The sequence below is a fragment of the Ancylobacter moscoviensis genome (assembly GCF_007559435.1).
Classification (GTDB): Bacteria; Pseudomonadota; Alphaproteobacteria; order Rhizobiales; family Xanthobacteraceae; genus Ancylobacter; species Ancylobacter moscoviensis.
This window is the reverse complement of sequence record NZ_VMBP01000001.1, coordinates 144,328-164,176: the sequence shown is the minus strand read 5'-3', so window position 1 is coordinate 164,176 and position 19,849 is coordinate 144,328. Positions and strand designations below refer to the sequence as shown.

20 protein-coding genes are annotated in these 19,849 nt (G+C 70.4%); 11 read left to right on the top strand and 9 right to left on the bottom strand.

Features of this window, described 5'->3' with window-relative positions; genetic code table 11:
* Window positions 1–8 precede the first annotated feature (8 nt).
* The 9 genes from FO470_RS00775 to FO470_RS00735 form a co-directional block, all read right to left on the bottom strand.
* On the bottom strand, window positions 9–974 hold the full coding sequence (locus tag FO470_RS00775; RefSeq protein WP_186291850.1) for an electron transfer flavoprotein subunit alpha/FixB family protein: 966 nt from the start codon (window positions 972–974) through the stop codon (window positions 9–11).
* Window positions 975–987: 13 nt separating this feature from the next.
* Window positions 988–1,737: an electron transfer flavoprotein subunit beta/FixA family protein gene (locus FO470_RS00770; protein WP_144341027.1), complete on the bottom strand. Its 750-nt coding sequence runs from the start codon at window positions 1,735–1,737 to the stop codon at window positions 988–990.
* A gap of 196 nt (window positions 1,738–1,933) precedes the next feature.
* On the bottom strand, window positions 1,934–2,653 hold the full coding sequence (locus tag FO470_RS00765) for a rhomboid family intramembrane serine protease (protein ID WP_144341026.1): 720 nt from the start codon (window positions 2,651–2,653) through the stop codon (window positions 1,934–1,936).
* Window positions 2,654–2,664: 11 nt separating this feature from the next.
* Window positions 2,665–3,285 (bottom strand): cob(I)yrinic acid a,c-diamide adenosyltransferase, encoded by a 621-nt coding sequence (locus tag FO470_RS00760; protein ID WP_144341025.1) that lies wholly within the window; start codon window positions 3,283–3,285, stop codon window positions 2,665–2,667.
* A gap of 17 nt (window positions 3,286–3,302) precedes the next feature.
* Window positions 3,303–3,506 (bottom strand): twin transmembrane helix small protein, encoded by a 204-nt coding sequence (locus tag FO470_RS00755; protein ID WP_144341024.1) that lies wholly within the window; start codon window positions 3,504–3,506, stop codon window positions 3,303–3,305.
* Between the two features lie 31 nt (window positions 3,507–3,537).
* Window positions 3,538–4,014, bottom strand: coding sequence for a TspO/MBR family protein (locus tag FO470_RS00750; protein WP_144341023.1), 477 nt, complete (start codon window positions 4,012–4,014; stop codon window positions 3,538–3,540).
* A 236-nt stretch (window positions 4,015–4,250) separates the two neighbouring features.
* The gene (locus FO470_RS00745; RefSeq protein WP_144341022.1) at window positions 4,251–5,207 is read right to left on the bottom strand and encodes a hypothetical protein; all 957 of its coding nucleotides are present in this window, start codon (window positions 5,205–5,207) and stop codon (window positions 4,251–4,253) included.
* A 71-nt stretch (window positions 5,208–5,278) separates the two neighbouring features.
* A complete protein-coding gene (locus tag FO470_RS00740; protein ID WP_144341021.1) occupies window positions 5,279–5,734 on the bottom strand; it encodes a baeRF12 domain-containing protein in 456 nt (151 codons plus the stop codon).
* 145 nt (window positions 5,735–5,879) lie between these two features.
* Window positions 5,880–6,713, bottom strand: coding sequence for a YihY/virulence factor BrkB family protein (locus FO470_RS00735; RefSeq protein WP_144341020.1), 834 nt, complete (start codon window positions 6,711–6,713; stop codon window positions 5,880–5,882).
* A 230-nt stretch (window positions 6,714–6,943) separates the two neighbouring features.
* Between FO470_RS00735 and FO470_RS00730 the strand changes: the two genes are divergently transcribed.
* From FO470_RS00730 to FO470_RS00680, 11 genes are all read left to right on the top strand, one after another.
* Complete coding sequence (locus tag FO470_RS00730; RefSeq protein ID WP_144341019.1) at window positions 6,944–8,299, top strand: glutamate-5-semialdehyde dehydrogenase; 1,356 nt, start codon at window positions 6,944–6,946, stop codon at window positions 8,297–8,299.
* A 65-nt stretch (window positions 8,300–8,364) separates the two neighbouring features.
* Window positions 8,365–8,946, top strand: coding sequence for a nicotinate-nucleotide adenylyltransferase (locus FO470_RS00725; protein ID WP_144341996.1), 582 nt, complete (start codon window positions 8,365–8,367; stop codon window positions 8,944–8,946).
* A 264-nt stretch (window positions 8,947–9,210) separates the two neighbouring features.
* Window positions 9,211–9,624, top strand: coding sequence for a ribosome silencing factor (gene rsfS, locus FO470_RS00720; RefSeq protein WP_144341018.1), 414 nt, complete (start codon window positions 9,211–9,213; stop codon window positions 9,622–9,624).
* Window positions 9,625–9,630: 6 nt separating this feature from the next.
* Complete coding sequence (rlmH, locus tag FO470_RS00715) at window positions 9,631–10,113, top strand: 23S rRNA (pseudouridine(1915)-N(3))-methyltransferase RlmH (RefSeq protein WP_144341017.1); 483 nt, start codon at window positions 9,631–9,633, stop codon at window positions 10,111–10,113.
* Between the two features lie 156 nt (window positions 10,114–10,269).
* Window positions 10,270–11,580: a murein hydrolase activator EnvC family protein gene (locus tag FO470_RS00710; protein WP_144341995.1), complete on the top strand. Its 1,311-nt coding sequence runs from the start codon at window positions 10,270–10,272 to the stop codon at window positions 11,578–11,580.
* On the top strand, window positions 11,577–12,926 hold the full coding sequence (locus FO470_RS00705) for a S41 family peptidase (RefSeq protein WP_144341016.1): 1,350 nt from the start codon (window positions 11,577–11,579) through the stop codon (window positions 12,924–12,926). The genes FO470_RS00710 and FO470_RS00705 overlap by 4 nt, the downstream gene beginning before the upstream one ends.
* A 146-nt stretch (window positions 12,927–13,072) precedes the next feature.
* On the top strand, window positions 13,073–13,600 hold the full coding sequence (locus tag FO470_RS19455; protein WP_186291787.1) for a hypothetical protein: 528 nt from the start codon (window positions 13,073–13,075) through the stop codon (window positions 13,598–13,600).
* Window positions 13,601–13,698: 98 nt separating this feature from the next.
* The gene (locus FO470_RS00695) at window positions 13,699–14,211 is read left to right on the top strand and encodes an RNA pyrophosphohydrolase (RefSeq protein WP_144341015.1); all 513 of its coding nucleotides are present in this window, start codon (window positions 13,699–13,701) and stop codon (window positions 14,209–14,211) included.
* A 415-nt stretch (window positions 14,212–14,626) separates the two neighbouring features.
* A complete protein-coding gene (locus FO470_RS00690; RefSeq protein ID WP_144341014.1) occupies window positions 14,627–15,364 on the top strand; it encodes a TetR/AcrR family transcriptional regulator in 738 nt (245 codons plus the stop codon).
* The gene (locus FO470_RS00685) at window positions 15,361–16,620 is read left to right on the top strand and encodes an efflux RND transporter periplasmic adaptor subunit (protein WP_144341013.1); all 1,260 of its coding nucleotides are present in this window, start codon (window positions 15,361–15,363) and stop codon (window positions 16,618–16,620) included. The genes FO470_RS00690 and FO470_RS00685 overlap by 4 nt, the downstream gene beginning before the upstream one ends.
* Window positions 16,620–19,808 (top strand): efflux RND transporter permease subunit, encoded by a 3,189-nt coding sequence (locus FO470_RS00680; protein WP_144341012.1) that lies wholly within the window; start codon window positions 16,620–16,622, stop codon window positions 19,806–19,808. The genes FO470_RS00685 and FO470_RS00680 overlap by 1 nt, the downstream gene beginning before the upstream one ends.
* The last annotated feature ends 41 nt before the right edge of the window (window positions 19,809–19,849 follow it).

Here is a 19,849-nt window from a genome sequence, read left to right as displayed (position 1 = left end):
GTGCCCCGTCAGGCTTTTGCCTTAGCTATTTCGGTCTTCAGAGCCGGCACCACCTCGAACAGGTCGCCGACGATGCCGAAGTCGGCCACCTGGAAGATCGGCGCTTCCTCGTCCTTGTTCACCGCCACGATGACCTTCGAGTCCTTCATGCCGGCGAGATGCTGGATGGCGCCGGAAATGCCGAGCGCGATGTAGAGGTCGGGCGCCACCACCTTGCCGGTCTGGCCGACCTGCCAGTCGTTCGGCGCGTAGCCCGCGTCCACGGCGGCGCGCGAGGCGCCGACCGCCGCGCCCAGCGCGTCGGCCAGCGGCTCGATCACCGCGTGGAAGTTCTCCGCCGAGCCGACGGCGCGCCCGCCGGAGACGATGATGCGGGCGGCGGTGAGCTCGGGGCGGGCGCTGGCGGCGATATCCTCGCCGACGAAGCTCGACCGGGCCGCGTTGCCGGCCGCGGTGCCGGCGGGCTCGACGGCGCGGATCGGCGCCGAGGATGCGCCCGTTGCCTCGCCGGTGGCGGCGAAGGAAGCGGTGCGGATGGTCAGCACCTTCTTGCCGTCGGTGGCGCGCACGCGCTGGATGGCGTTGCCGGCGTAGATCGGCCGGTCGAAGATGTCCGGCGCGACGACGGCGATCACGTCGGAGACCTGCATCACGTCGAGCAGGGCGGCGATGCGCGGCATCACGCTCTTCCACACGGCGGTGGAGGGGGCGACGACGGCGCCGTATTCCTTCGCCAGCGCGACGCCGAGCGCGGCGACCGGCTCGGCGAGGCGGTGGGCATAGGCGGGCGCGTCGGCCAGGAGGACCTCGGCAACGCCGTCGAGCTTCGCGGCGGCCTCGGCGGCGGCACGGGCGTTCTCGCCCACCACCAGCATATGGACCGGGGCGCCCAGCGCCTTCGCGGCGGTGAGCGCGCGGGCGGTGACGGGGTTCAGGCTGGCGTCGTCATGTTCGGCGAGCAGCAGGGTCGGCAAGCTATCGGCCATGTCAGAGCACTCCCGCCTTCTTGAGATGGTCGACCAGCTCGGCGGCCGAGCCGACCTTGATGCCCGCCGTGCGGCCGGCCGGCTCCGAGGTCGAGAGGATTTCGAGCCGGGGCGCGAGGTCGACGCCGAGATCGGCCGGGGACTTCTCGTCGATCGGCTTCTTCTTGGCCTTCATGATGTTGGGCAGGCTGGCGTAGCGCGGCTCGTTGAGGCGCAGGTCGGTGGTCAGCACCGCCGGCAGGTCGAGGCGCAGGGTCTGCAGGCCGCCGTCGATCTCGCGGGTGACTTCGACGCCGGTGTCGCCGAGCACGACCTTCGAGGCGAAGGTCGCCTGCGGCCAGCCGAGCAGGGCGGACAGCATCTGGCCGGTCTGGTTGCAGTCGTCGTCGATCGCCTGCTTGCCGAGGATGACGAGGGTCGGGCCCTCCGCCTCGACGACCTTCTTCAGCAGCTTGGCGACGGTGAGGGGCTCGATACCGGCTTCGTCGGTCTTCACCCAGATGCCGCGGTCGGCGCCCATGGCGAGCGCGGTGCGGATGGTCTCGTCGGTCTTCGCCGGGCCGATGGAGACGGCGACGACCTCGCTCGCCTTGCCGGCCTCCTTCAGGCGCAGCGCCTCCTCGACGGCGATCTCGTCGAAGGGGTTCATCGACATCTTGATGTTGGCGAGCTCGACGCCGGAGCCGTCCGGCTTCACGCGGATCTTGACGTTGTAGTCGACCACCCGCTTCACGGGCACCAGGATCTTCATCACACTTCTCCCGCCGGGCGGAGGAGGGGTCCGCCCTTGGCAGCCGCATTCGGGGAAGGCGATGCCGCCGCAGGCCGAGCAGGGCGTCTTGGAGGGGCGCCTGAAGGCGAGGCTGGGAAGCGGCATCGGCCCGCGGAAAACGCCGCGAAACTATGGTTCGGCCTATGCCCTGTCAACGCCGGAGCGCGACCCGATTTCACACCGGGGGACGCCCGTCCGGCGTGCCGTCGCGCGTCATCACCCAGAGCGGCACGCCCTTGCGGCGCATGAAGACGATGAGCACCGCGCCGGCGAGCAGGCCGCCAATATGCGCCCACCAGGCGGTGTCCTGGTCGCCCGACGCGATGACGCTCCACAGCTGGAAGGCGATCCAGGCGCCGAGCGGCCAGACGGCGGGGATGCGCAGCGGGATGCGCATGAACATCAGCACCCAGATCCGCACGTTGGGATGCAGCATGAGATAGGCGCCGACCAGCCCGGAAATGCCGGCGGAGGCCCCGACCAGCGGCGAGGCGGAATCGGGCACCGCGAGCGAATGGGCAAGGCCGCCGGCGATGCCGCAGAGCAGGTAGAAGGCGAGGAAGCGCACATGGCCGAGCGCGTCCTCCACATTGTCGCCGAACACCCAGAGGAACGCCATGTTGCCGGCCAGATGCATCCAGCCGCCATGCAGGAACATGTAGCTGATCAGCGTCAGCTCGGAGGGCAGGCGGGCATATTCGTCTGGCAGCACGGCGGCGTGCGTCACCACGGCGGGGATGGCGCCGTAGCCGAAGGCCGAGGCGACGTCGATCTCCGGCCGGTAGCCGTGCTGGAGCAGCAGGAAGACCAGCACGTTGGCCGCGATCAGCGCCCAGGTGACATAGGCGTGGGTGATGCCTTCGAGCGGGTTGTCGTCGTTGAAGGGGATGAGCATGGCCCGCGCCTTCAGTCGCCGCGCCCGGCGGCGGGGACCCACAGCACGTCGCCGCCCATTTGGCCGCCCGTTTGCCCGCCCGTCTGGTCCGCCGCGCGGGCATTGGCCACGCGGCTCATGACGAAGAGCAGGTCCGACAGCCGGTTGAGATATTTCACCGCCGCCGGCGAGACGATCTCGCCCGGGGTCTGGGAGAGCTCGACCGCCAGCCGTTCGGCGCGCCGGCAGACGGTGCGCGCGACGTGCAGATGCGCCGCCGCCGGCGTGCCGGCCGGCAGCACGAAGGAGCGCAGCGGCTTCAGCGGCGCGTTGAGGGTGTCGATGTCGCGCTCCAGCCTGTCGACCTGCGTGCCGACGATGCGCAGCGGCTCGTAGCCGAGATCGGCGCCGGTGTCGGGCGTGGCGAGATCGGCGCCGAGGTCGAACAGGTCGTTCTGGATGCGGGCCAGCATCGCGTCGATATCCGGCAGGGCGGCGGCGTGCAGGCGCGCCACGCCGATGGCGGCGTTGGTCTCGTCCACCGTGCCGTAGGCGCAGACGCGCAGATCGTGCTTGGCGCGGCGCTCGCCGGTGCCGAGCGCGGTGGTGCCGTCGTCGCCGGTACGGGTGTAGATGCGGTTCAGCACGACCATGGCAGATGCGCCTCGCCTCAGCCCCGGTTCATCAGGATGATGGTCAGCAGCACGAAGCAGAGCGCCACCGCCTGCAAGATCACGCGCCACTGCATCAGCTTCTGCGAGACGAGGGGCGAGCCGCCCCGCGCCATGTTGGCCAGGCCGAGAATCAGCACCAAGGCGACCGAGCCCAGGGCGATCGGCAGCACCATGAATTTGGCGATGGTGACGAGGTCCATCGAGGTCTCCGGCGGCCCCTGCGGGACCGATCTAGTTCAGCGCGAGAATGGCAGCATTCAGCGCGGTCGCATAGGACACCCACAGGAGATAGGGGGCCAGGAGCCACGCCGCCATGCGGTCGATGCGCGCGCAGGCGGCGATGGTGGCGGCGATGGCCAGCCAGAGCGCCAGGATGACCAGGAACGCCGCGCCGACCGCCTCCAGCCCGAAGAAGACCGGCGACCACAGGGCGTTGAGCGCCAGCTGGAGAAACCAGAGCCCGATGGCGGCGCGCCGCCGCGGGGAGGGGCCGTGGAGCTGCCAGAGCCGCCAGAGCGCCACCGCCATCAGCACGTAGAGTGTGGTCCAGACGATGGGGAAAAGCGCGTCGGGCGGCGTCCAGGCCGGCTTGGCGAGGGCGGCGTACCAGGTCGGGATCTTCGGGGCGGTGACGAGCGAGCCGACGGCGCCGACGGCGAGGCACAGCCCGACCGCCAGCACGAGGCGGAAGAAGGAGAGGGTTTTCATGCGGCTCCTTCGGCGATGCAACAGACCTGCACTATGCCGCCACTATGCCGCGATCCGGTCGCCAAGTGCATCGGCGTATGCGCCGTATCCGGCCGTCATCCCCGGACTTGTCCCGGGGATCCGCGCTTTTGGGCCGGGCGCATGGCCGTATCCGAGGTCGTGGATGGCCGGCCAGGCCCGGCCATGACGGCCCCTGGAGCGGTTCCCGGCCAGGACCGGCCAAGAGAAGCTGGTCTTCACGTCGGCTGCGGCGCGGCGCCGGGCACCGGCGCGTGACGGGCGAGATCGCGGAAGGCGGAAGAGGCCTCGTCGAGCTTCGCCGTCCATTCCGGGTCGGGCGTCTGCCCGCGAATGGCGCGGTCATAGGCCTGCAGCAGCGCGGCGATGGCGAGCGGCTCGATCAGCGCCGCGGCCAGCCCCCAGGCGAAGATGGCGGCGAAGATCACGCCGGCACCGGCGAGCCCGTCGGGTAGGGCATAGGCGAGGGCGATGGCGGGGCCGAGCACCAGCAGGAAGATCAGCGCCAGCGCGACCAGCCTGAACAGCACGATCCAGACCGCGTTGCGGATCAGCGGGCCGGCGTTCTGGGCGTAGAGCACCAGCCCGTCGCGCGCCGCGTCGGCCGGCGGCTCGTCCTCGCGACGGATGATGTAGGCGAGGACGATCTCGTCGACGAGGCCGAGCGCGATGGTGAGCACGGCGTTGATGAGGTTGTTGACGGCTCTGAAGCCGGGAATCCAGAAGGTCAGAATGTCGAGCAGGCCGACGAGGGCGTGCACGCCGCCGCGAATCAGGATGTCGATGCCGAACAGCACGTTCACTTCGAGGAAGCGGGCCTTCACCGTGGCGACGGCGTGGGCGATCTGCGGAAGACCACTGGGTAATTTGCCGCCGCGCAGCAGGGTGTCCATCGCCGCGACATGGCCGGCCTTCACCAGATAGACGAGATATTGACGCACCCACCAGAGCACGCCGAAGACGAGGCCGAGGCCGCACAGGCCGCCGATCGTCGCGCCGACGAGCCCGCTCTCGCCGCTGAGGGCATTGCCGACGATCCAGCCGATGACGAGGCCGAGGACGGTGCCGAACACGAAGCCGGCGGCGATGAGGGTGTAGACGGCGAGGCGCAACAGCACGAAGGGCCAAGTGCGCAGCACCAGCCCGAGCGTCGTCGCGATCGAGAAATCCCACATGTCGTTCCACCCCCGCTCCGGCGGCGGGGGTAGCGTAGAACCCTTTCGGGCCGAAGGGGAAGGGCCGCGCTTCAGGCGGCGAGATGCTTCTCGATCTCGTAGACCGGCAGCTTCACCATGTCGCGATCGACCTCGGCGGCGATCGCCTCGCGCGCCGCCTTGCCGAGCAGCGGGCGGAGCGCGCCGAGCGCGCGGGGCGCGGCGACCACGACGAGGGTGCGCGCCTCCCCCGCCGCCACGGCGGCGTCGAGGCGGGCGGCGAGCTTGCGCAGGAAGGCGCGCTCGGCCTCCTCGTGCCAGTCGGTCGGCTCGACGGACGAGCGGGCGGTGCCGACCGATTCGTGCACCCGGCCGGGGGCGTCGGTGCCCTGCTCGCGGGTCGGCGGGTTCTCGTGCTCGTGCGTCTCGTGGGTGCGCAGGTTGGGGAAGGTAGCGTCGCCTTCGTTGCGCAGGATCAGGGCCTTGCGTCCATCGCAGACCACCACCCAGGCGCCGGCGTCGATCTTGATCTTGTCGTAACTCGTCATGCGAGCCTCCTCCGTCATTTCGTGCCAGTGCACACGGCCGGCGGGCCGGATGCCTTGACCTTGGTCAAGCGGAGGAGAGGGGCGGAAGTTCCCGCCGGGCGCGGCGAGGGCCGAAGAGCCGGGGCCGAAGAGCTGGGCGGAAGACCTAGAGCCGGCCCTCGCGGGCCCGCTTGATCGCGGCGTTGAGTTCGCCGCCATACACGAAGATCGAGGCCGTGGTGTAGAGGAAGACGAGCGCCACCATCACCGAGGCGAGGCCTGCATAGGTGGTGACGTAGTTGTTGGCGAATTCCGCGAGATAGCGGCCGAAGGCGGCGCCGGCGGCGAGCCACAGGCCGAGCGTCACCAGGATGCCCGGCGCCACTTCCGCCAGCGTGCGCCGGCCCGAGGGCAGCCACATATGCGCCACCACCAGCGCCACGATCAGGATGGCCGAGGTCGCCGCGTAGCGCAGGAAGGTGATGACCCAGCCGAAGGGTGCCAGCGCCGGCACGTAGCGCACCGCCGTGAGCCACAGTACCGGGCCGAGAACCACGAGGAAGGACAGCGCCAGCAGGCCGGCGGCGCCGACCAGCACATAGCCGATGGATTCGAGGCGCAGCCAGTACCAGGCGCGGCCCTCGCGCACGCCATAGGCGCGGTTGAGGCCGATGCGCAGGCTCTCGATGCCGTTGGACGAGAAGTAGATGGCGAGCACCACGCCGATGGTCAGGACATCGGTGCGTACCTGGGTGAGCACGTTGCGGATCTCGCGGCCGATGGGCTCGGCCACCTGGGCGGGCCAGGCTTCCAGCATGAGCTGCACCGTCTCGTCCGCGAGGTTCTTGAAATCGAAGAACGCGGCCAAAGCGGTGACGAAAATGAGGAAGGGGAAGAGCGACATCAGCGCGGAGAGCGCGATGTGGCTGGAAATCGCCCATCCGTCGTCCTCGACGAAGCGCCAGAAGGCGTCCCAGGCGATGTCGAAGGCGCGCAGCAACGGTTCCGGTCTCCTCGCGGAAGCGGGCAGGCAGGCGGGCGGACGGCGAACGAATCCCTGCGTGACATCGGATGTCGGGCGCCAAAAGGCAAGCCTTTGCGGCCACATATGGTAAAGCGGCCGGAGAAGCGCCTCTGGCGGAGCCGGGAGGCGCCCCCCATTTCGCTTTGGCGCCCGGCCGCCGGCTTGTGGTAGATAGGGCGCCCCTTTCATGACCTGCGAGTGAAGCCATGACCGCCTCCTCCCTGCGCGCCGTTCCCGTCACCGAGACCCGTCTCGGCGCGGAAGCGCCGCGCGCGCAGGGGCCGGGACATGAGCCGCCGGCGGGCGATGTGCATACGGTGATGCTGGCGATCGGCGCCCGCGCCCGCGCCGCCGCCCGCACGCTGGCGCTGGCTTCCGCCGAGGCCAAGAGCGCCGGGCTGAAGGCCGCCGCCGCCGCCATCCGCGCCCATGCCGCCGCCATCCTCGCCGCCAATGCGGAAGATGTCGCCGCCGCGCGGGAGGCCGGCATGACCGTCTCCATGCTCGACCGGCTGACGCTGAACGAGGCGCGGCTCGACGCCACGGCGCGCGGCGTCGAGGAGATCGCCGAGCTCCCCGATCCGGTCGGCAAGGTGACGGAGAGCTGGGAGCGGCCGAACGGGCTGCGCCTCGAGCGCGTGCGCACGCCGCTCGGCGTGGTCGGCGTGATCTATGAGAGCCGGCCCAACGTGACGGCCGACGCCGGCAGCCTGTGCCTGAAGGCGGGCAATGCGGTGATCCTGCGCGGCGGCTCGGACAGCTTCAATTCCAGCCGTGCCATCCACGCCGCGATGGTCGAGGGGCTGACGGGGGCCGGCCTGCCGGCCGACGCCATCCAGCTCGTGCCGACCCGCGACCGGGCGGCGGTGGGCGAGATGCTGGCCGGGCTCGGCGGCAATGTCGACGTGATCGTGCCGCGCGGCGGCAAGAGCCTCGTCGCCCGCGTGCAGAGCGAGGCGCGGGTGCCGGTCTTCGCGCATCTGGAAGGCATCGTGCACGTCTATGTCGACAAGGGCGCCGACCTCGCCAAGGCGCTGACCATCGTGAAGAACGCCAAGCTGCGCCGCACCAGCGTGTGCGGAGCGGCGGAGACGCTGCTGGTCGACCGCGCCGATGCCGGCCGGCTGCTCGCCCCGCTCGTCACCATGCTGCTCGACGAGGGCTGCGAGGTGCGCGGCGACGCGCAGGCGCAGGCGGTCGACGCGCGCGTGAAGCCGGCGAGCGACGAGGACTGGCGCACCGAATATCTCGACGCGGTGATCTCGGTGAAGCTGGTGGACGGCGTGAAGGCGGCCATCGACCATATCGAGACCTACGGCTCGCACCACACCGACGCGGTGCTGACCGAGGACGCGGCGGTGGCCGAGACGTTCCTCGCGGAGGTCGATTCGGCGATCGTGGTGCACAACGCCTCGACGCAGTTCGCCGATGGCGGCGAGTTCGGCTTCGGCGGCGAGATCGGCATCGCGACGGGGCGCATGCACGCGCGCGGGCCGGTGGGCGCCGAGCAGCTCACCTCCTTCAAGTACCGGGTGCGCGGCACCGGCCAGATCCGGCCGTGAGCGACCGACGGCCGGCGACCGGGCCGCGGGCGGCGGATCTGCGCATCCCCCCGCTCGCGCCGGGCATGCGCATCGGGCTCTATGGCGGCAGCTTCAACCCCGCCCATGCCGCGCACCGCGCCGCCAGCCTGCTCGCGCTCAGGCGGATGAAGCTCGACCGGGTGTGGTGGCTGGTGACGCCGGGCAACCCGCTGAAGGACAATCACCGCCTGCCGCCGCTCGCCGCGCGGCTCGAACAGGCGCGCGGCGTGGCGCGCCATCCCGCGCTGGTGCCGACCGGGCTCGAGGCCGGGCTCGGCACGCGCTACAGCTTCGACACGGTGGCGGCGCTGGTGCGGCGCTTCCCGCAGGTGCATTTCGTCTGGCTGATGGGGGCGGACAACCTAGCCTCCTTCCACCGCTGGCAGCGCTGGGACGAGCTGGCGGCGCTGGTGCCGATGGCAGTGATCGACCGGCCGGGCTGCACCTTTCCCGCCATGGCGGCGCCGGCCGCCGGCGCGCTCGCCCGCTGGCGGCGCCCCGAGAGCGCGGCGGGCCGGCTGGCCCGGATGGCACCGCCCGCCTGGGTGTTCCTGCACGGGCTGAAGTCGCCGATGTCCTCGACGCAGCTGCGCGAAGGCGCCGGGGCGGCCACGAAGCGAAAATAGGCATGGGAAGGCCCGGTCCGGCCTGGCGATTGTCGCCGCCCGGCCCTTGGAGCTGTCATCTTTGACTGGTAGAGCCTGCCGGCGCCTGCGGAATCCGGCCGCGTTTCGCCGCTTCGGGAGCCGACGCCGCCTTCGGAAGCGGTTCCCCGGCCGGCCCCGGTTGAAAAGGACCGGGGTTCCGCACTATCTTGAAAAGGCATGAACGGTGCGGAATGTCCGCCCGGATCTGCCGTAATGACGAGAGGATCAGGACCCCTGTCCATCATGGCGCTCTCCGCAGCTGCCTCCAGCCCGGCGACTGCACCTGTCTCCGAAGCGCGTCTCGACGCCGAGGGGATGCTAGCCCTCGTTCTCGCCCGTCTGGAAGACGACAAGGCCGAGGACATCGTTTCCATCGAACTTCGTGGCAAGACGACCATCGCCGACTACATGGTCGTTGCGTCCGGCCGATCCCAGCGCCATGTCGGCGCCATTGCCGAGCACCTCGTCGAGGCGCTCAAGGAGCAGGGCGTCAAGGGCATACGCGTCGAGGGCATGCCGGCTTGCGACTGGGTGCTGATCGATGCGAGCGACGTCATCGTCCACGTCTTCCAGCCGGAAGTGCGTGGGTTCTACAACATCGAGAAGATGTGGTCGGGCGCGCTTCCGGGCGGCTCGCCCAAGATGACGCGCGGCTAGACCGCTTTGCGGCTGGTGATCGTTGCCGTGGGCCGGCTGAAGGCCGGGCCCGAGAGGGAGCTTTGCGCGCGCTATCTCGACCGCGCGGGCAAGAGCGGACGGGTGCTGGGCCTGTCCGGCCCCGACGTGATCGAAATCGCCGAAAGCGCCGCACGCCGCCCCGAGGACCGCATGGCGGACGAGGGCTCGGGGATCCTGGGCGCCCTGCCGGACCCCGGCGCGGTGATCGCCCTTGACCCGCGCGGGCGCGAGACCAGCAGCGAGGAACTGGCCGCCGACATCGCGGCGCTGCGCGACCGCGGCGTGCGGGCGCTGTCCTTTCTCATCGGCGGGGCGGACGGGCTGAGCGAGGCGGCGCGGGGGCGGGCCGACCGGCTCGTCGCTTTCGGACGGGCCACCTTTCCCCATCAGCTCGTCCGCGTCATGATGGCGGAGCAGATCTACCGCGCGACGACGATTCTGTCCGGCCATCCCTATCACAAGGCCTGACGGACGGGCGACGCGGGCCGACCCGCGCTAACCGAAGATTAACCACGTCGACCCTCCTCTGCGCCGATGCCCGTCCGTCGCACCGCTTCGCCTTCCTCCCCCCTCCCGCCTCGCCGGGCGGGCCGGCGCGTCTTCGTGCTCGCCGGCGCCCTGTCGATGGCGCTCGCGCCGGCGCCGGGGACGGCGATCCGGCCGGCCCTTGCCCAGAGTCCCGCGCCGAAGGATGCCGCCGCGAAGGATCTGGCGAAGCCCGGCAGCGGGCAGCCGGACGCCACCGCCCAGCAGAAGCAGCGCATCGAGCGGCTCGACGCGGAGCTGAAGGATTCGACGGCGGCGCAGCAGCGCCTCGTCAGGGAGATCGAGGACATCAAGGGCGACCGGGCGAAGCTGAACGCGGCGCTGCTCGACACCGCCGTCCGGGTGCGCGACGTGGAGAGCAAGCTCGACGCCAGCGAGCAGCGGCTGCTCCAGCTCGGGCGCGAGGCCGCCGATATCCGCGAATCCCTCGACTCGCGCCGGCAGGTGCTCTCCGAGGTGCTGGGCGGGCTGGTGCGGCTCGGCCGCCGCCCGCCGCCGGCGCTGATGGTCCGCTCGGACGACGCGCTGCAGTCGATCCGTTCCGCCATGCTGCTGGGCGCGGTGCTGCCCGAGCTGAAGGCCGAGACCGACCTTCTGGCCAGCGAACTCGCGGCGCAGGAGCGGGTGCGGCAGGAGACGGCGCGCGAGCGTGACGCTCTCGCAGAATTGAAAGCCTCCCTCGCCGACGAGCGGCTGCGCACCGCGGCGCTGATCGAGGAGAAGAAGAAGTCCCTTGACGCGGGCGAGGCGGCGCTGGTCAACGAGAAGAACCGGGCCGCCGCCCTCGCCGCCGAGGCGGGCAATGTGCGCGAGCTGATGGAGCGCATGGAGACCGAGATCGCCGCCGCCCGCAAGGCGGCGCAGGAGGCCGCGCAAACGCAGTCCGATCAAAGCCCCGCGGCCCGGCTGGCGGCGCTGAAGGACCCCGGCCGCCTCTCGCCCGGGATGCCCTTCGCAGAGGCCAGGGGCATGCTGCCGCTGCCGGCGGGCGGCGCCGTGCTGAAGGCGTTCGGCACCGACGACGGCTATGGCGGCCAGGAAAAGGGCATGTCGCTGACCACGCGGGTGGAGGCCCAGGTGGCCTCTCCGAGCGACGGCTGGGTGGTCTATGCCGGCCCGTTCCGCTCTTATGGACAACTATTGATCATCAACGCCGGCGGCGGATACCATATTCTTCTGGCGGGAATGGATAAGATCACCGTGGAACTGGGTCAGTTCGTGCTCTCCGGCGAGCCGGTGGCGGTCATGGGGCGAGGACCGCAACTTGTTTCGTCGGCCAGCCTTGGAACCGCCCAACCTATTCTTTACGTCGAGTTCCGTAAGGATGGAAACTCGATCGATCCAACGCCATGGTGGGCGACGAGCGAAAGCGAGAAGGTACGCGGATGATGCGTAGGACGTCAGTATTTCTCTTCGGTGCGGCGGCCGGCGCCCTGATCGCGGTCGGCGCCACCCAGCCGCGGCTGCTGCTCCAGCCGAGCCAGGCGGTGGCAGCGGCTTCCGACACCTATCGCCAGCTGAATCTCTTCGGCGACGTGTTCGAGCGCGTGCGCGCCGACTATGTCGAGAAGCCGGAGGACGGCAAGCTGATCGAAGCGGCGATCAACGGCATGCTCTCCTCGCTCGACCCGCACTCGACCTACATGGACGCGAAGGACTTCCGCGACATGCAGGTGCAGACCCGCGGCCAGTTCGGCGGGCTCGGCATCGAGGTGACGATGGAGGACGGCCTGGTGAAGGTCGTCGCGCCGATCGACGACACTCCCGCCGCCAAGGCCGGCGTGCTCGCCGGCGATCTGATCGCCAAGCTCGACGGCGAAGAGGTGAAGGGCATGACCCTGAACCAGGCGGTCGACAAGATGCGCGGCGCGGTCGCCACCCCGATCAAGCTGACCATCATCCGCAAGGGCCAGGACAAGCCGCTGGAGCTGACGCTCACGCGCGACATCATCAACATCAAGTCGGTGCGCTCGCGCGTCGAGGCGGATGATATCGGCTATATCCGCATCACCTCGTTCAGCGAGCAGACCGGCGAGGGCCTGAAGAAGGCGATCGCCGACCTGACCAAGCAGATCGGCGAGGACAAGCTCAAGGGCTTCGTCATCGACCTGCGCAACAACCCGGGCGGACTGCTCGACCAGGCGATCGACGTCTCCGACACCTTCCTCGACCGCGGCGAAATCGTCTCGACCCGCGGGCGCAATCCCGAGGAGACCGAGCGGCGCAACGCGCGGCCGGGCGACCTCGCCGAGGGCAAGCCGATCATCGTGCTGGTCAATGGCGGCTCGGCCTCGGCCTCGGAAATCGTGGCCGGCGCGCTGCAGGACCACAAGCGCGCGACCGTCCTCGGCTCGCTCTCCTTCGGCAAGGGCTCGGTGCAGACGGTGATCCCGGTCTCCGGCAACGCCGCGATCAAGCTGACCACGGCGCGCTACTACACGCCGTCGGGCCGCTCGATCCAGGCCAAGGGCATCCAGCCGGACATCGAGCTGGTCCAGGACGTGCCGCAGGACGTCAAGGAGAAGGCGGAAGCCGCGGGCGTGGAGACCACGCGCGGCGAGGCTTCGCTGAAGGGCCACCTGAAGAACGGCGAGGACGAGCAGACCGGCTCGCCGGCCTATGTGCCGCCGGATCCGAAGGACGACACGCAGCTCAAGCTGGCCATCGACCTGATGCACGGCGTGCAGAAGAACGCCGCCTATCCGGCCGATCCCAAGGCCGCCGTGCCGAACTGACCCGCGCCCGGCCGGCCCGCGCCGGCTGTGGCGGATGAGCAACGGACCCCGCTCTTTCGCGAGAGCGGGGTCTTTTTTTACCACCGCCGTCGCCTCTGCCCGATTTTGCCCCGATCCCGCCTTGGTCGGCGCCGACAAAGCCGCTCATGAATCGCGTGACGTTCAATCATGCCGCCCCGGAACGGGCCTTCCGCCGCGAGGCGATGACCCTGACCGAGGGCGAGGCCCTGCCGGGCCATGATGCCCGCTGCGACAGCGCGCGGCACTATGCGGCGGTCGGCATCTTCAGCCTCGCCGTGCTCTCCGTGCTGGGCGTGGCGGTCGGTGCCTATGCCTTCGGCGGCGCCGATGCCTACGATTCGGCGCGAACCCCCTTCGGCCCCGCGAGGGAAATGCTCACCGCCTCCGACCTGCTGACGGACGGGCTGTCCGCCGTCGGGCTTTCGGCGACCGGCGTCGGCGCCGACGCGCCGATGCTGCGCCCCGGCTTCGGGGTGGCGGGCATCGCCGCGGCGGATGGCGAGGATACCGGCGCGCCCGTGGGCGCGGTGATGAACGTGCAGGGCGCGCTCGACACCGCCGCCCCGGCGCGCGGCGAGGCCGCATCTGCCGAGACGGCGACAGCGTTTGGCGCGACGCCTGCGGTTGGCGCGGCAGTGCCGCCGCTGCGTTAACCGCGCGCGCAGGCCGCCGCTCGGGAGCCCTACGCGCGGGTGTCATCATCGCCTAGGATGATGGTTCCCTCTGAGCCTTCCATCTGTCGGTTGCACCCATGATCCCCTTCGACCAGCTCCCCTACCGCCCCTGCGTCGGGGTGGTGCTCGTCAATCGCGACGGGCTCGTCTTCCTCGGCCAGCGTGTCGGCGGAGCGGAGCATGTCGACGCGCTGCACTCCTGGCAGATGCCGCAGGGCGGGATCGACGAGGGCGAGAGCCCGGAGGAGGCGGCGCTGCGCGAGCTTTACGAGGAGACCAACGTGTCCTCCGTCGAGCCGCTGGCGGTGGCGTCCGACTGGTTCGCCTACGACCTGCCCGAGCCGATCGCCCGCGAGGCCTGGAAGGGGCGCTATCGTGGCCAGAAGCAGAAATGGGTGGCGCTGCGCTTCACCGGCGAGGAGGCGGAGATCGACGTGCGCCATCCCGGCGGCGGGCACCACAAGCCGGAATTCACCGGCTGGCGCTGGGAGCGGCTGGAGCGCACGCCGGCGCTGATCATCCCGTTCAAGCGTCCGGTCTATGACCGCGTGGTGGCCGAGTTTCTCCCGCTCGTCGCCAAGGCGGGCTAGAGCGTTTCATGGTTTAGCGGAAGCATTGAAACGCTCTAGATCTTTGAGTTGTCGCATTTTCTTTACGCGAACCGGTGCCCACTTCGCTCGAAAATGCTCCAGGCGCGGCGAACCCGCCTCGTTCCTTAATCATAATCCCATTCGGGCGCCCTCCCGCGGGCGCCCAGGTCTATGGTGGCGCGCTCCCCGCCGTGCGGGCGGGGGTCGACGCGCGGGCCCGACAAGAGCTGACATATATCCCACCAATGATGCCATCCGTCAGCCATGTTGGCGCCATAGGTGGCAGGGAACTTCCCCGGCAGTGATCGCGGGCGCGGCGTGGGGGAATGTCATGCGAACGAACGTTCGTTCTTGACTCGCCGCGAGGCGCCGGCATAAATGCGAACGAACGTTCGCTCTCATTCTGGAACCGTGCATGACCGCCATTGCCAAGCGCCCGCGCGCCGCCGTGCCGAAGAAGGAAACCGGCCGTCCGCGCGCCGCTGCCGCCGGCACGCCGGCGCCCGGTTCCACGTCTGGCTCCACCTCCGGCGCCCGGCCGGACCCGCGCCGGCGCGTGCTGGACGCTGCGGCCACCTGCTTCAGCCGCAACGGCTTCCACGGCACCTCGATGCACGAGATCTGCGCCCAGGCCGGGATGAGCCCGGGCGGGCTCTACCGCTACTTCCCCTCGAAGGAGGCGATCATCATCGCCATCGTCGAGGAGGAGCGGGCATTGCGCGCGAGCTGTGTCGAGATGCTGGAGACGGCGCCGAGCTTCATCGAGGGGCTGTCGCGCATGGGCGATGCGCTGTTCTCCGGCGAGGTGCCGATGATGTGCCTCAAGCTCGGCCCCGAGATCTATGCCGAGGCGGCCCGCAACCCGGCGCTGAAGCCCACCTTCGACGCGGTGGAAGACGAGATGAACCAGGCGATCCGCCGCTGCTTCGTCGCCGCCCAGGAGCGCGGCGAGATCGACGCGGCGCTGGACCCGGACACCGTGCTGCTGGTGATCGGCGCCATTGGCGACGGGCTAGTGCTGCGCAACAGTTTCGAGCCCGATCTCGGGCTTGCCGGCCTGATGCCGGCACTCACCAGCCTGATCGGACGCATGCTGGCGCCGGCGCCCGCCGCCGGCACGCCGCGAACCGTTTCCCCGGAAGAGAAATCATGACCGTGAAGCTGCCATCCTTCCGCGGGCGGGTGACGCTCGCCCTCGCCATGACCGCCGTGGTCGTGGGCATCGCCGGCTATGCGTTCCGCGACCGCATCGCCGCCGGCTTCAGCGTCAGCGATCCCGCGCAGGCCGACGTCGCCGCGCCCGATCCCGCGCAGGTGCGCGGCATCACCATCTCGGTGGTGCCGGCGTCGCGGCGCGAGGTGATCGAGACGCTGCCCGTCACCGGCACGCTGGTGGCGCGCGAGGAGATCATGGTCGGGCCGGAGATCGACGGCTACCGGATCACCGACATCCTCGTCGAGGAAGGTGACCGGGTGGAGAAGGGCCAGGTGCTCGCCCGCCTGTCGCGCGACACGCTGGAGACCCTGCTCGCCCAGAATACCGCCAACGCCGCGCGGGCGCAGGCCGCCATCGCCCAGCAGAAGGCGCAGCTCCAGCAGGCGCTGGCCCAGCGCACCGAGGCGGAAGCCGCGGTGGAGCGCGCGCGCACGCTCATCAAGACCGGCGCCACCTCGCAGGAGGTGCTCGACCAGCGCGAGCGCGCGGTGAAGGTCGCGGCCGCGCAGGTGACCGCCAATGAGGAGGCGGTGAGCGCCGCCGAGGCCGACGCGGCACAGATCAAGGCGAACCGCGACGAGATCGAGGTCCGCCTCGCCCGCACCGCCATCACGGCGCCGGAGGCCGGCATCGTCTCGGTCCGCTCGGCGCGCCTCGGCGCCATCGTGCTCTCGGCCAATGCCGAGCCGCTGTTCCGCATCGTGAAGGACGGCGCCATCGACCTCGACGCCGAGGTGCCGGAATCGGCGCTGCCGCGCGTGACGCCGGGCCTGCCGGTGGCGGTGACGCCCGCCGGCTTCGACGCGCCGGTGGCCGCCAAGGTGCGCCTCGTCGGCGCCAAGGTGGACGCGGCGACGCGCCTCGCCCGGGTGGCGGTGGCGCTGCCGGAGGATGAGCGGCTGCGGCCCGGCGCCTATGGGCGCGGTATCATCGAGATGGCCCGCCACGAGGGCGTGGCGCTGCCGCAGTCGGCGGTGCAGTTCAGCCCCGAGGGCACCTTCATTCTCGTGGTGGAGGGCGATCTGGTCAGCCGCCGGGCGGTGAAGACCGGCCTCAAGGGCGAGGGCTTCGTGGAGATCGTGGAAGGGGTGAAGGAAGGCGAGAGCGTGGTGGCCCGCGCCGGCGGCTTCCTGCGCGACGGCGACCGGGTGACGCCGGTGCCGCTCGCCGCCGGGGAAAAGGGCGGCGCCTGATGGCTCTCAACATTTCCGCCTGGGCGATCCGCAAGCCGGTCCCCTCCATCGTCCTGTTCGTGGTGCTGACCGCGATCGGCCTGTTCACCTTCGACCGGCTGCCGATCACGCGCATGCCGAACATCGACCTGCCGATCGTCTCGGTGACCATCACCCAGCCGGGCGCGGCGCCGAGCGAATTGGAGACGCAGGTGACGAAGGTCGTCGAGACCTCCGTCGCCGGCGTGCAGGGGGTGAAGCACATCACCTCCACCATCACCGAGGGCATGTCGCTGACGGTGGTCGAGTTCCAGCTCGAGACGCAGGTCGACCGCGCCGTCAACGACGTGCGCGACGCGGTGACGAAGGTCCGCTCCGACCTGCCGCAGGACATCGAGGAGCCGCTGATCCAGCGCGTCGACGTCGAGGGCATGGCGATCGTCACCTATGCCGCCTCGGCCCCCGGCATGACGCCGGAGGAGCTGTCCTGGTTCGTCGACGACACGGTGATCCGCGCCCTGCAGGGCGTGCGCGGCGTCGCGCAGGTGACCCGCGAGGGCGGCGTGGACCGCGAGATCCGCATCTCGCTCGACCCCGACAAGCTGGCCGCGCTCGGCGTGACGGCGGCGGACGTGAACCGCCAGCTCGCCGCGACCAATGTCGACCTCGCCGGCGGGCGGGGCGAGATCGGCACGCAGGAGCAGTCCGTGCGCACGCTCGGCGGCGCCACGACGGTGGCGGAGCTCGCCGAGACCCGCATCGCGCTGCCCGCCAGCGCGGGGGCGTCGTCGCGCCATGTGCGCCTCGCCGATCTCGGCACGGTGACGGACGGGGCGGCCGAGCCGCGCATCTTCGCCCGGCTCGACGGCAAGCCGGTGGTCGCCTTCGGCGTCTACCGCGCCAAGGGATTCTCCGACGTGGTGGTGGCCGAGCGCGCCGACGAGGCGCTGCGCAAGCTGGAAGCGCAGCACCCCGAGGTGCAGATCACCATGATCGACTCGACGGTGAAGTACACCAACGCCGACTACGAATCCGCCATGCAGACCCTCATCGAGGGCGCGGTGCTGGCGGTCATCGTGGTGATGCTGTTCCTGCGCGACTGGCGCGCCACCATCATCTCGGCGCTGGCGATCCCGCTGTCGATCCTGCCCACCTTCTGGGTGATGGACCTGCTCGGCTTCTCGCTGAACGGGGTGAGCCTGCTCGCCGTCACGCTGGTGACCGGCATCCTCGTCGACGACGCCATCGTCGAGATCGAGAACATCGTGCGCCACATGCGCATGGGCAAGTCGGCCTATCGCGCCGCCATCGACGCCGCCGACGAGATCGGCCTCGCGGTGGTGGCGACGACGCTGACCATCGTGGCGGTGTTCCTGCCGGTCAGCTTCATGGGCGGCATCGCCGGCCAGTATTTCCGCCAGTTCGGCATCACCGTCGCGGTGGCCGTGCTGTTCTCGCTGCTGGTCGCGCGCCTGCTCACCCCGATGCTGGCGGCCTATTTCCTGCGCGACCACGGGCACCGGGAGAAGCCGGACGGCTGGCTGATGCGGCTTTATGTCGGGCTGCTGCACCGCTCGATCCGCCACCGCTTCGTCACCGTGGCGGCCGGCATCGCGCTGTTCATCGGCTCGATGTGGCTCTCGACCCTGCTGCCCTCGGGCTTCATCCCGAACTCCGACGTCTCGCGCTCGGTGCTGGCGCTGGAGCTGCCGCCCGGCGCGACGCTGGACGCCACCCAGCAGGTGGTCGACGACATCTCCGACCGGCTGAAGGCGCAGCCGGAGGTGCAGAGCGTCTTCGCCACCGCCGGCTCGGGCGCGACCGGCGGCGCGGTGACCGGCGCGGGCGAGGTGCGCAAGGCGACGATCATCATCAATCTCGTGCCGCGCGCCGACCGCAAGGCGACGCAGAAGCAGTTCGAGATGCGCATGCGCGACGAGATCGCGCAGGTTCCCGACCTGCGCTTCAACTTCGGCGCCTCGGGCGGCGCGGGGCCCGGCCAGCGCGAATTCACCGTCATCCTGTCCGGCTCGGACGGCGCGACGGTGGAGAAATCGGCGCTCGAGCTGGAGCGCGAGGTGCGCGAGAAGGTGAAGGGCCTCACCAATGTGATGACCAGCGCTGCGCTCGACCGGCCGGAGCTGCGCGTGGTGCCCAAGCTGGCGGAGGCGGCCGAACTCGGCGTCTCGGTCGCCGACATTGCCCAGACCGTGCGCATCGCCACGATCGGCGACGTGTCGCAGAACCTCGCCAAGTTCTCCGCCGGCGACCGGCAGGTGCCGATCCGGGTGCAGCTCGACGAGGCGGCGCGCGCGGACCTCTCGACCTTCGAGACGCTGAAGGTGCGGACCGCCGCCGGCGCCTCGGTGCCGCTGTCGGCGGTGGCCGACATCAGCTTCGGCACCGGGCCCTCCAGCCTCGACCGCTACGACCGCGCCCGGCGCATCGCCATCGAGGCGGACCTCGCCGGCAACACCCAGCTCGGCGAGGCGCTGGCCGAGGTCTACGCGCTGCCGGTGGCCAAGAACCTGCCGGCCGGCGTGACGCTGAAGGAGACCGGCGACGCGGAGATCATGGGCGAGGTGTTCGGCGGCTTCGCCACCGCCATGGGCGCCGGCGTGATGATGGTGCTGGCGGTGCTGGTGCTGCTCTTCGCCAACGTGCTGCAGCCGATCACCATCCTGGTCGCGTTGCCGCTGTCGGTAGGCGGCGCCTTCATCGCCCTGCTCCTCACCAACAACGCGATGACACTGCCGGTGGTGATCGGCTTCCTGATGCTGATGGGCATCGTGACCAAGAACGCGATCCTGCTGGTCGACTTCGCCATCGAGGCGGTGCATTCCGGCATCGACCGGACGACGGCGCTGATCGAGGCCGGTCGCAAGCGCGCCCAGCCGATCGTGATGACCACCATCGCCATGGCGGCGGGCATGGTGCCCTCCGCCATGGGGCTGGGGGAGGGCGGCGACTTCCGCTCGCCCATGGCGATCGCGGTGATCGGCGGCCTGCTGGCCTCGACGGTGCTGTCGCTGGTCTTCGTGCCGGCGGTGTTCACGCTGATGGACGATCTCGGCCGCTTCCTCGCCCGGGTCTTCGGCCGCTTCATCGGCGCGCGCGACGAGCCCGAGGAACACCGGCCGGCGGCCATGCACGCGGTGGTGCATGCCGAGCCGCACGCCACCCCGCGCCCGCCCATCGCGGCGGAGTGAGGAACCTGTTCCCTCTTCCTCGCGAGGAAGAGGGAAGCGCA

Excerpts from the sequence above, each read along its gene's own strand:
- FO470_RS00770 (WP_144341027.1), bottom strand. The coding sequence starts at position 1,737 with ATGAAGATCCTGGTGCCCGTGAAGCGGGTGGTCGACTACAACGTCAAG.
- FO470_RS00765 (WP_144341026.1), bottom strand. The coding sequence starts at position 2,653 with ATGCTCATCCCCTTCAACGACGACAACCCGCTCGAAGGCATCACCCAC.
- FO470_RS00760 (WP_144341025.1), bottom strand. The coding sequence starts at position 3,285 with ATGGTCGTGCTGAACCGCATCTACACCCGTACCGGCGACGACGGCACC.
- FO470_RS00755 (WP_144341024.1), bottom strand. The coding sequence starts at position 3,506 with ATGGACCTCGTCACCATCGCCAAATTCATGGTGCTGCCGATCGCCCTG.
- FO470_RS00750 (WP_144341023.1), bottom strand. The coding sequence starts at position 4,014 with ATGAAAACCCTCTCCTTCTTCCGCCTCGTGCTGGCGGTCGGGCTGTGC.
- FO470_RS00745 (WP_144341022.1), bottom strand. The coding sequence starts at position 5,207 with ATGTGGGATTTCTCGATCGCGACGACGCTCGGGCTGGTGCTGCGCACT.
- FO470_RS00740 (WP_144341021.1), bottom strand. The coding sequence starts at position 5,734 with ATGACGAGTTACGACAAGATCAAGATCGACGCCGGCGCCTGGGTGGTG.
- FO470_RS00730 (WP_144341019.1), top strand. The coding sequence starts at position 6,944 with ATGACCGCCTCCTCCCTGCGCGCCGTTCCCGTCACCGAGACCCGTCTC.
- FO470_RS00725 (WP_144341996.1), top strand. The coding sequence starts at position 8,365 with ATGCGCATCGGGCTCTATGGCGGCAGCTTCAACCCCGCCCATGCCGCG.
- rsfS (WP_144341018.1), top strand. The coding sequence starts at position 9,211 with ATGGCGCTCTCCGCAGCTGCCTCCAGCCCGGCGACTGCACCTGTCTCC.
- FO470_RS00710 (WP_144341995.1), top strand. The coding sequence starts at position 10,270 with ATGGCGCTCGCGCCGGCGCCGGGGACGGCGATCCGGCCGGCCCTTGCC.
- FO470_RS00705 (WP_144341016.1), top strand. The coding sequence starts at position 11,577 with ATGATGCGTAGGACGTCAGTATTTCTCTTCGGTGCGGCGGCCGGCGCC.
- FO470_RS19455 (WP_186291787.1), top strand. The coding sequence starts at position 13,073 with ATGAATCGCGTGACGTTCAATCATGCCGCCCCGGAACGGGCCTTCCGC.
- FO470_RS00695 (WP_144341015.1), top strand. The coding sequence starts at position 13,699 with ATGATCCCCTTCGACCAGCTCCCCTACCGCCCCTGCGTCGGGGTGGTG.
- FO470_RS00690 (WP_144341014.1), top strand. The coding sequence starts at position 14,627 with ATGACCGCCATTGCCAAGCGCCCGCGCGCCGCCGTGCCGAAGAAGGAA.
- FO470_RS00685 (WP_144341013.1), top strand. The coding sequence starts at position 15,361 with ATGACCGTGAAGCTGCCATCCTTCCGCGGGCGGGTGACGCTCGCCCTC.
- FO470_RS00680 (WP_144341012.1), top strand. The coding sequence starts at position 16,620 with ATGGCTCTCAACATTTCCGCCTGGGCGATCCGCAAGCCGGTCCCCTCC.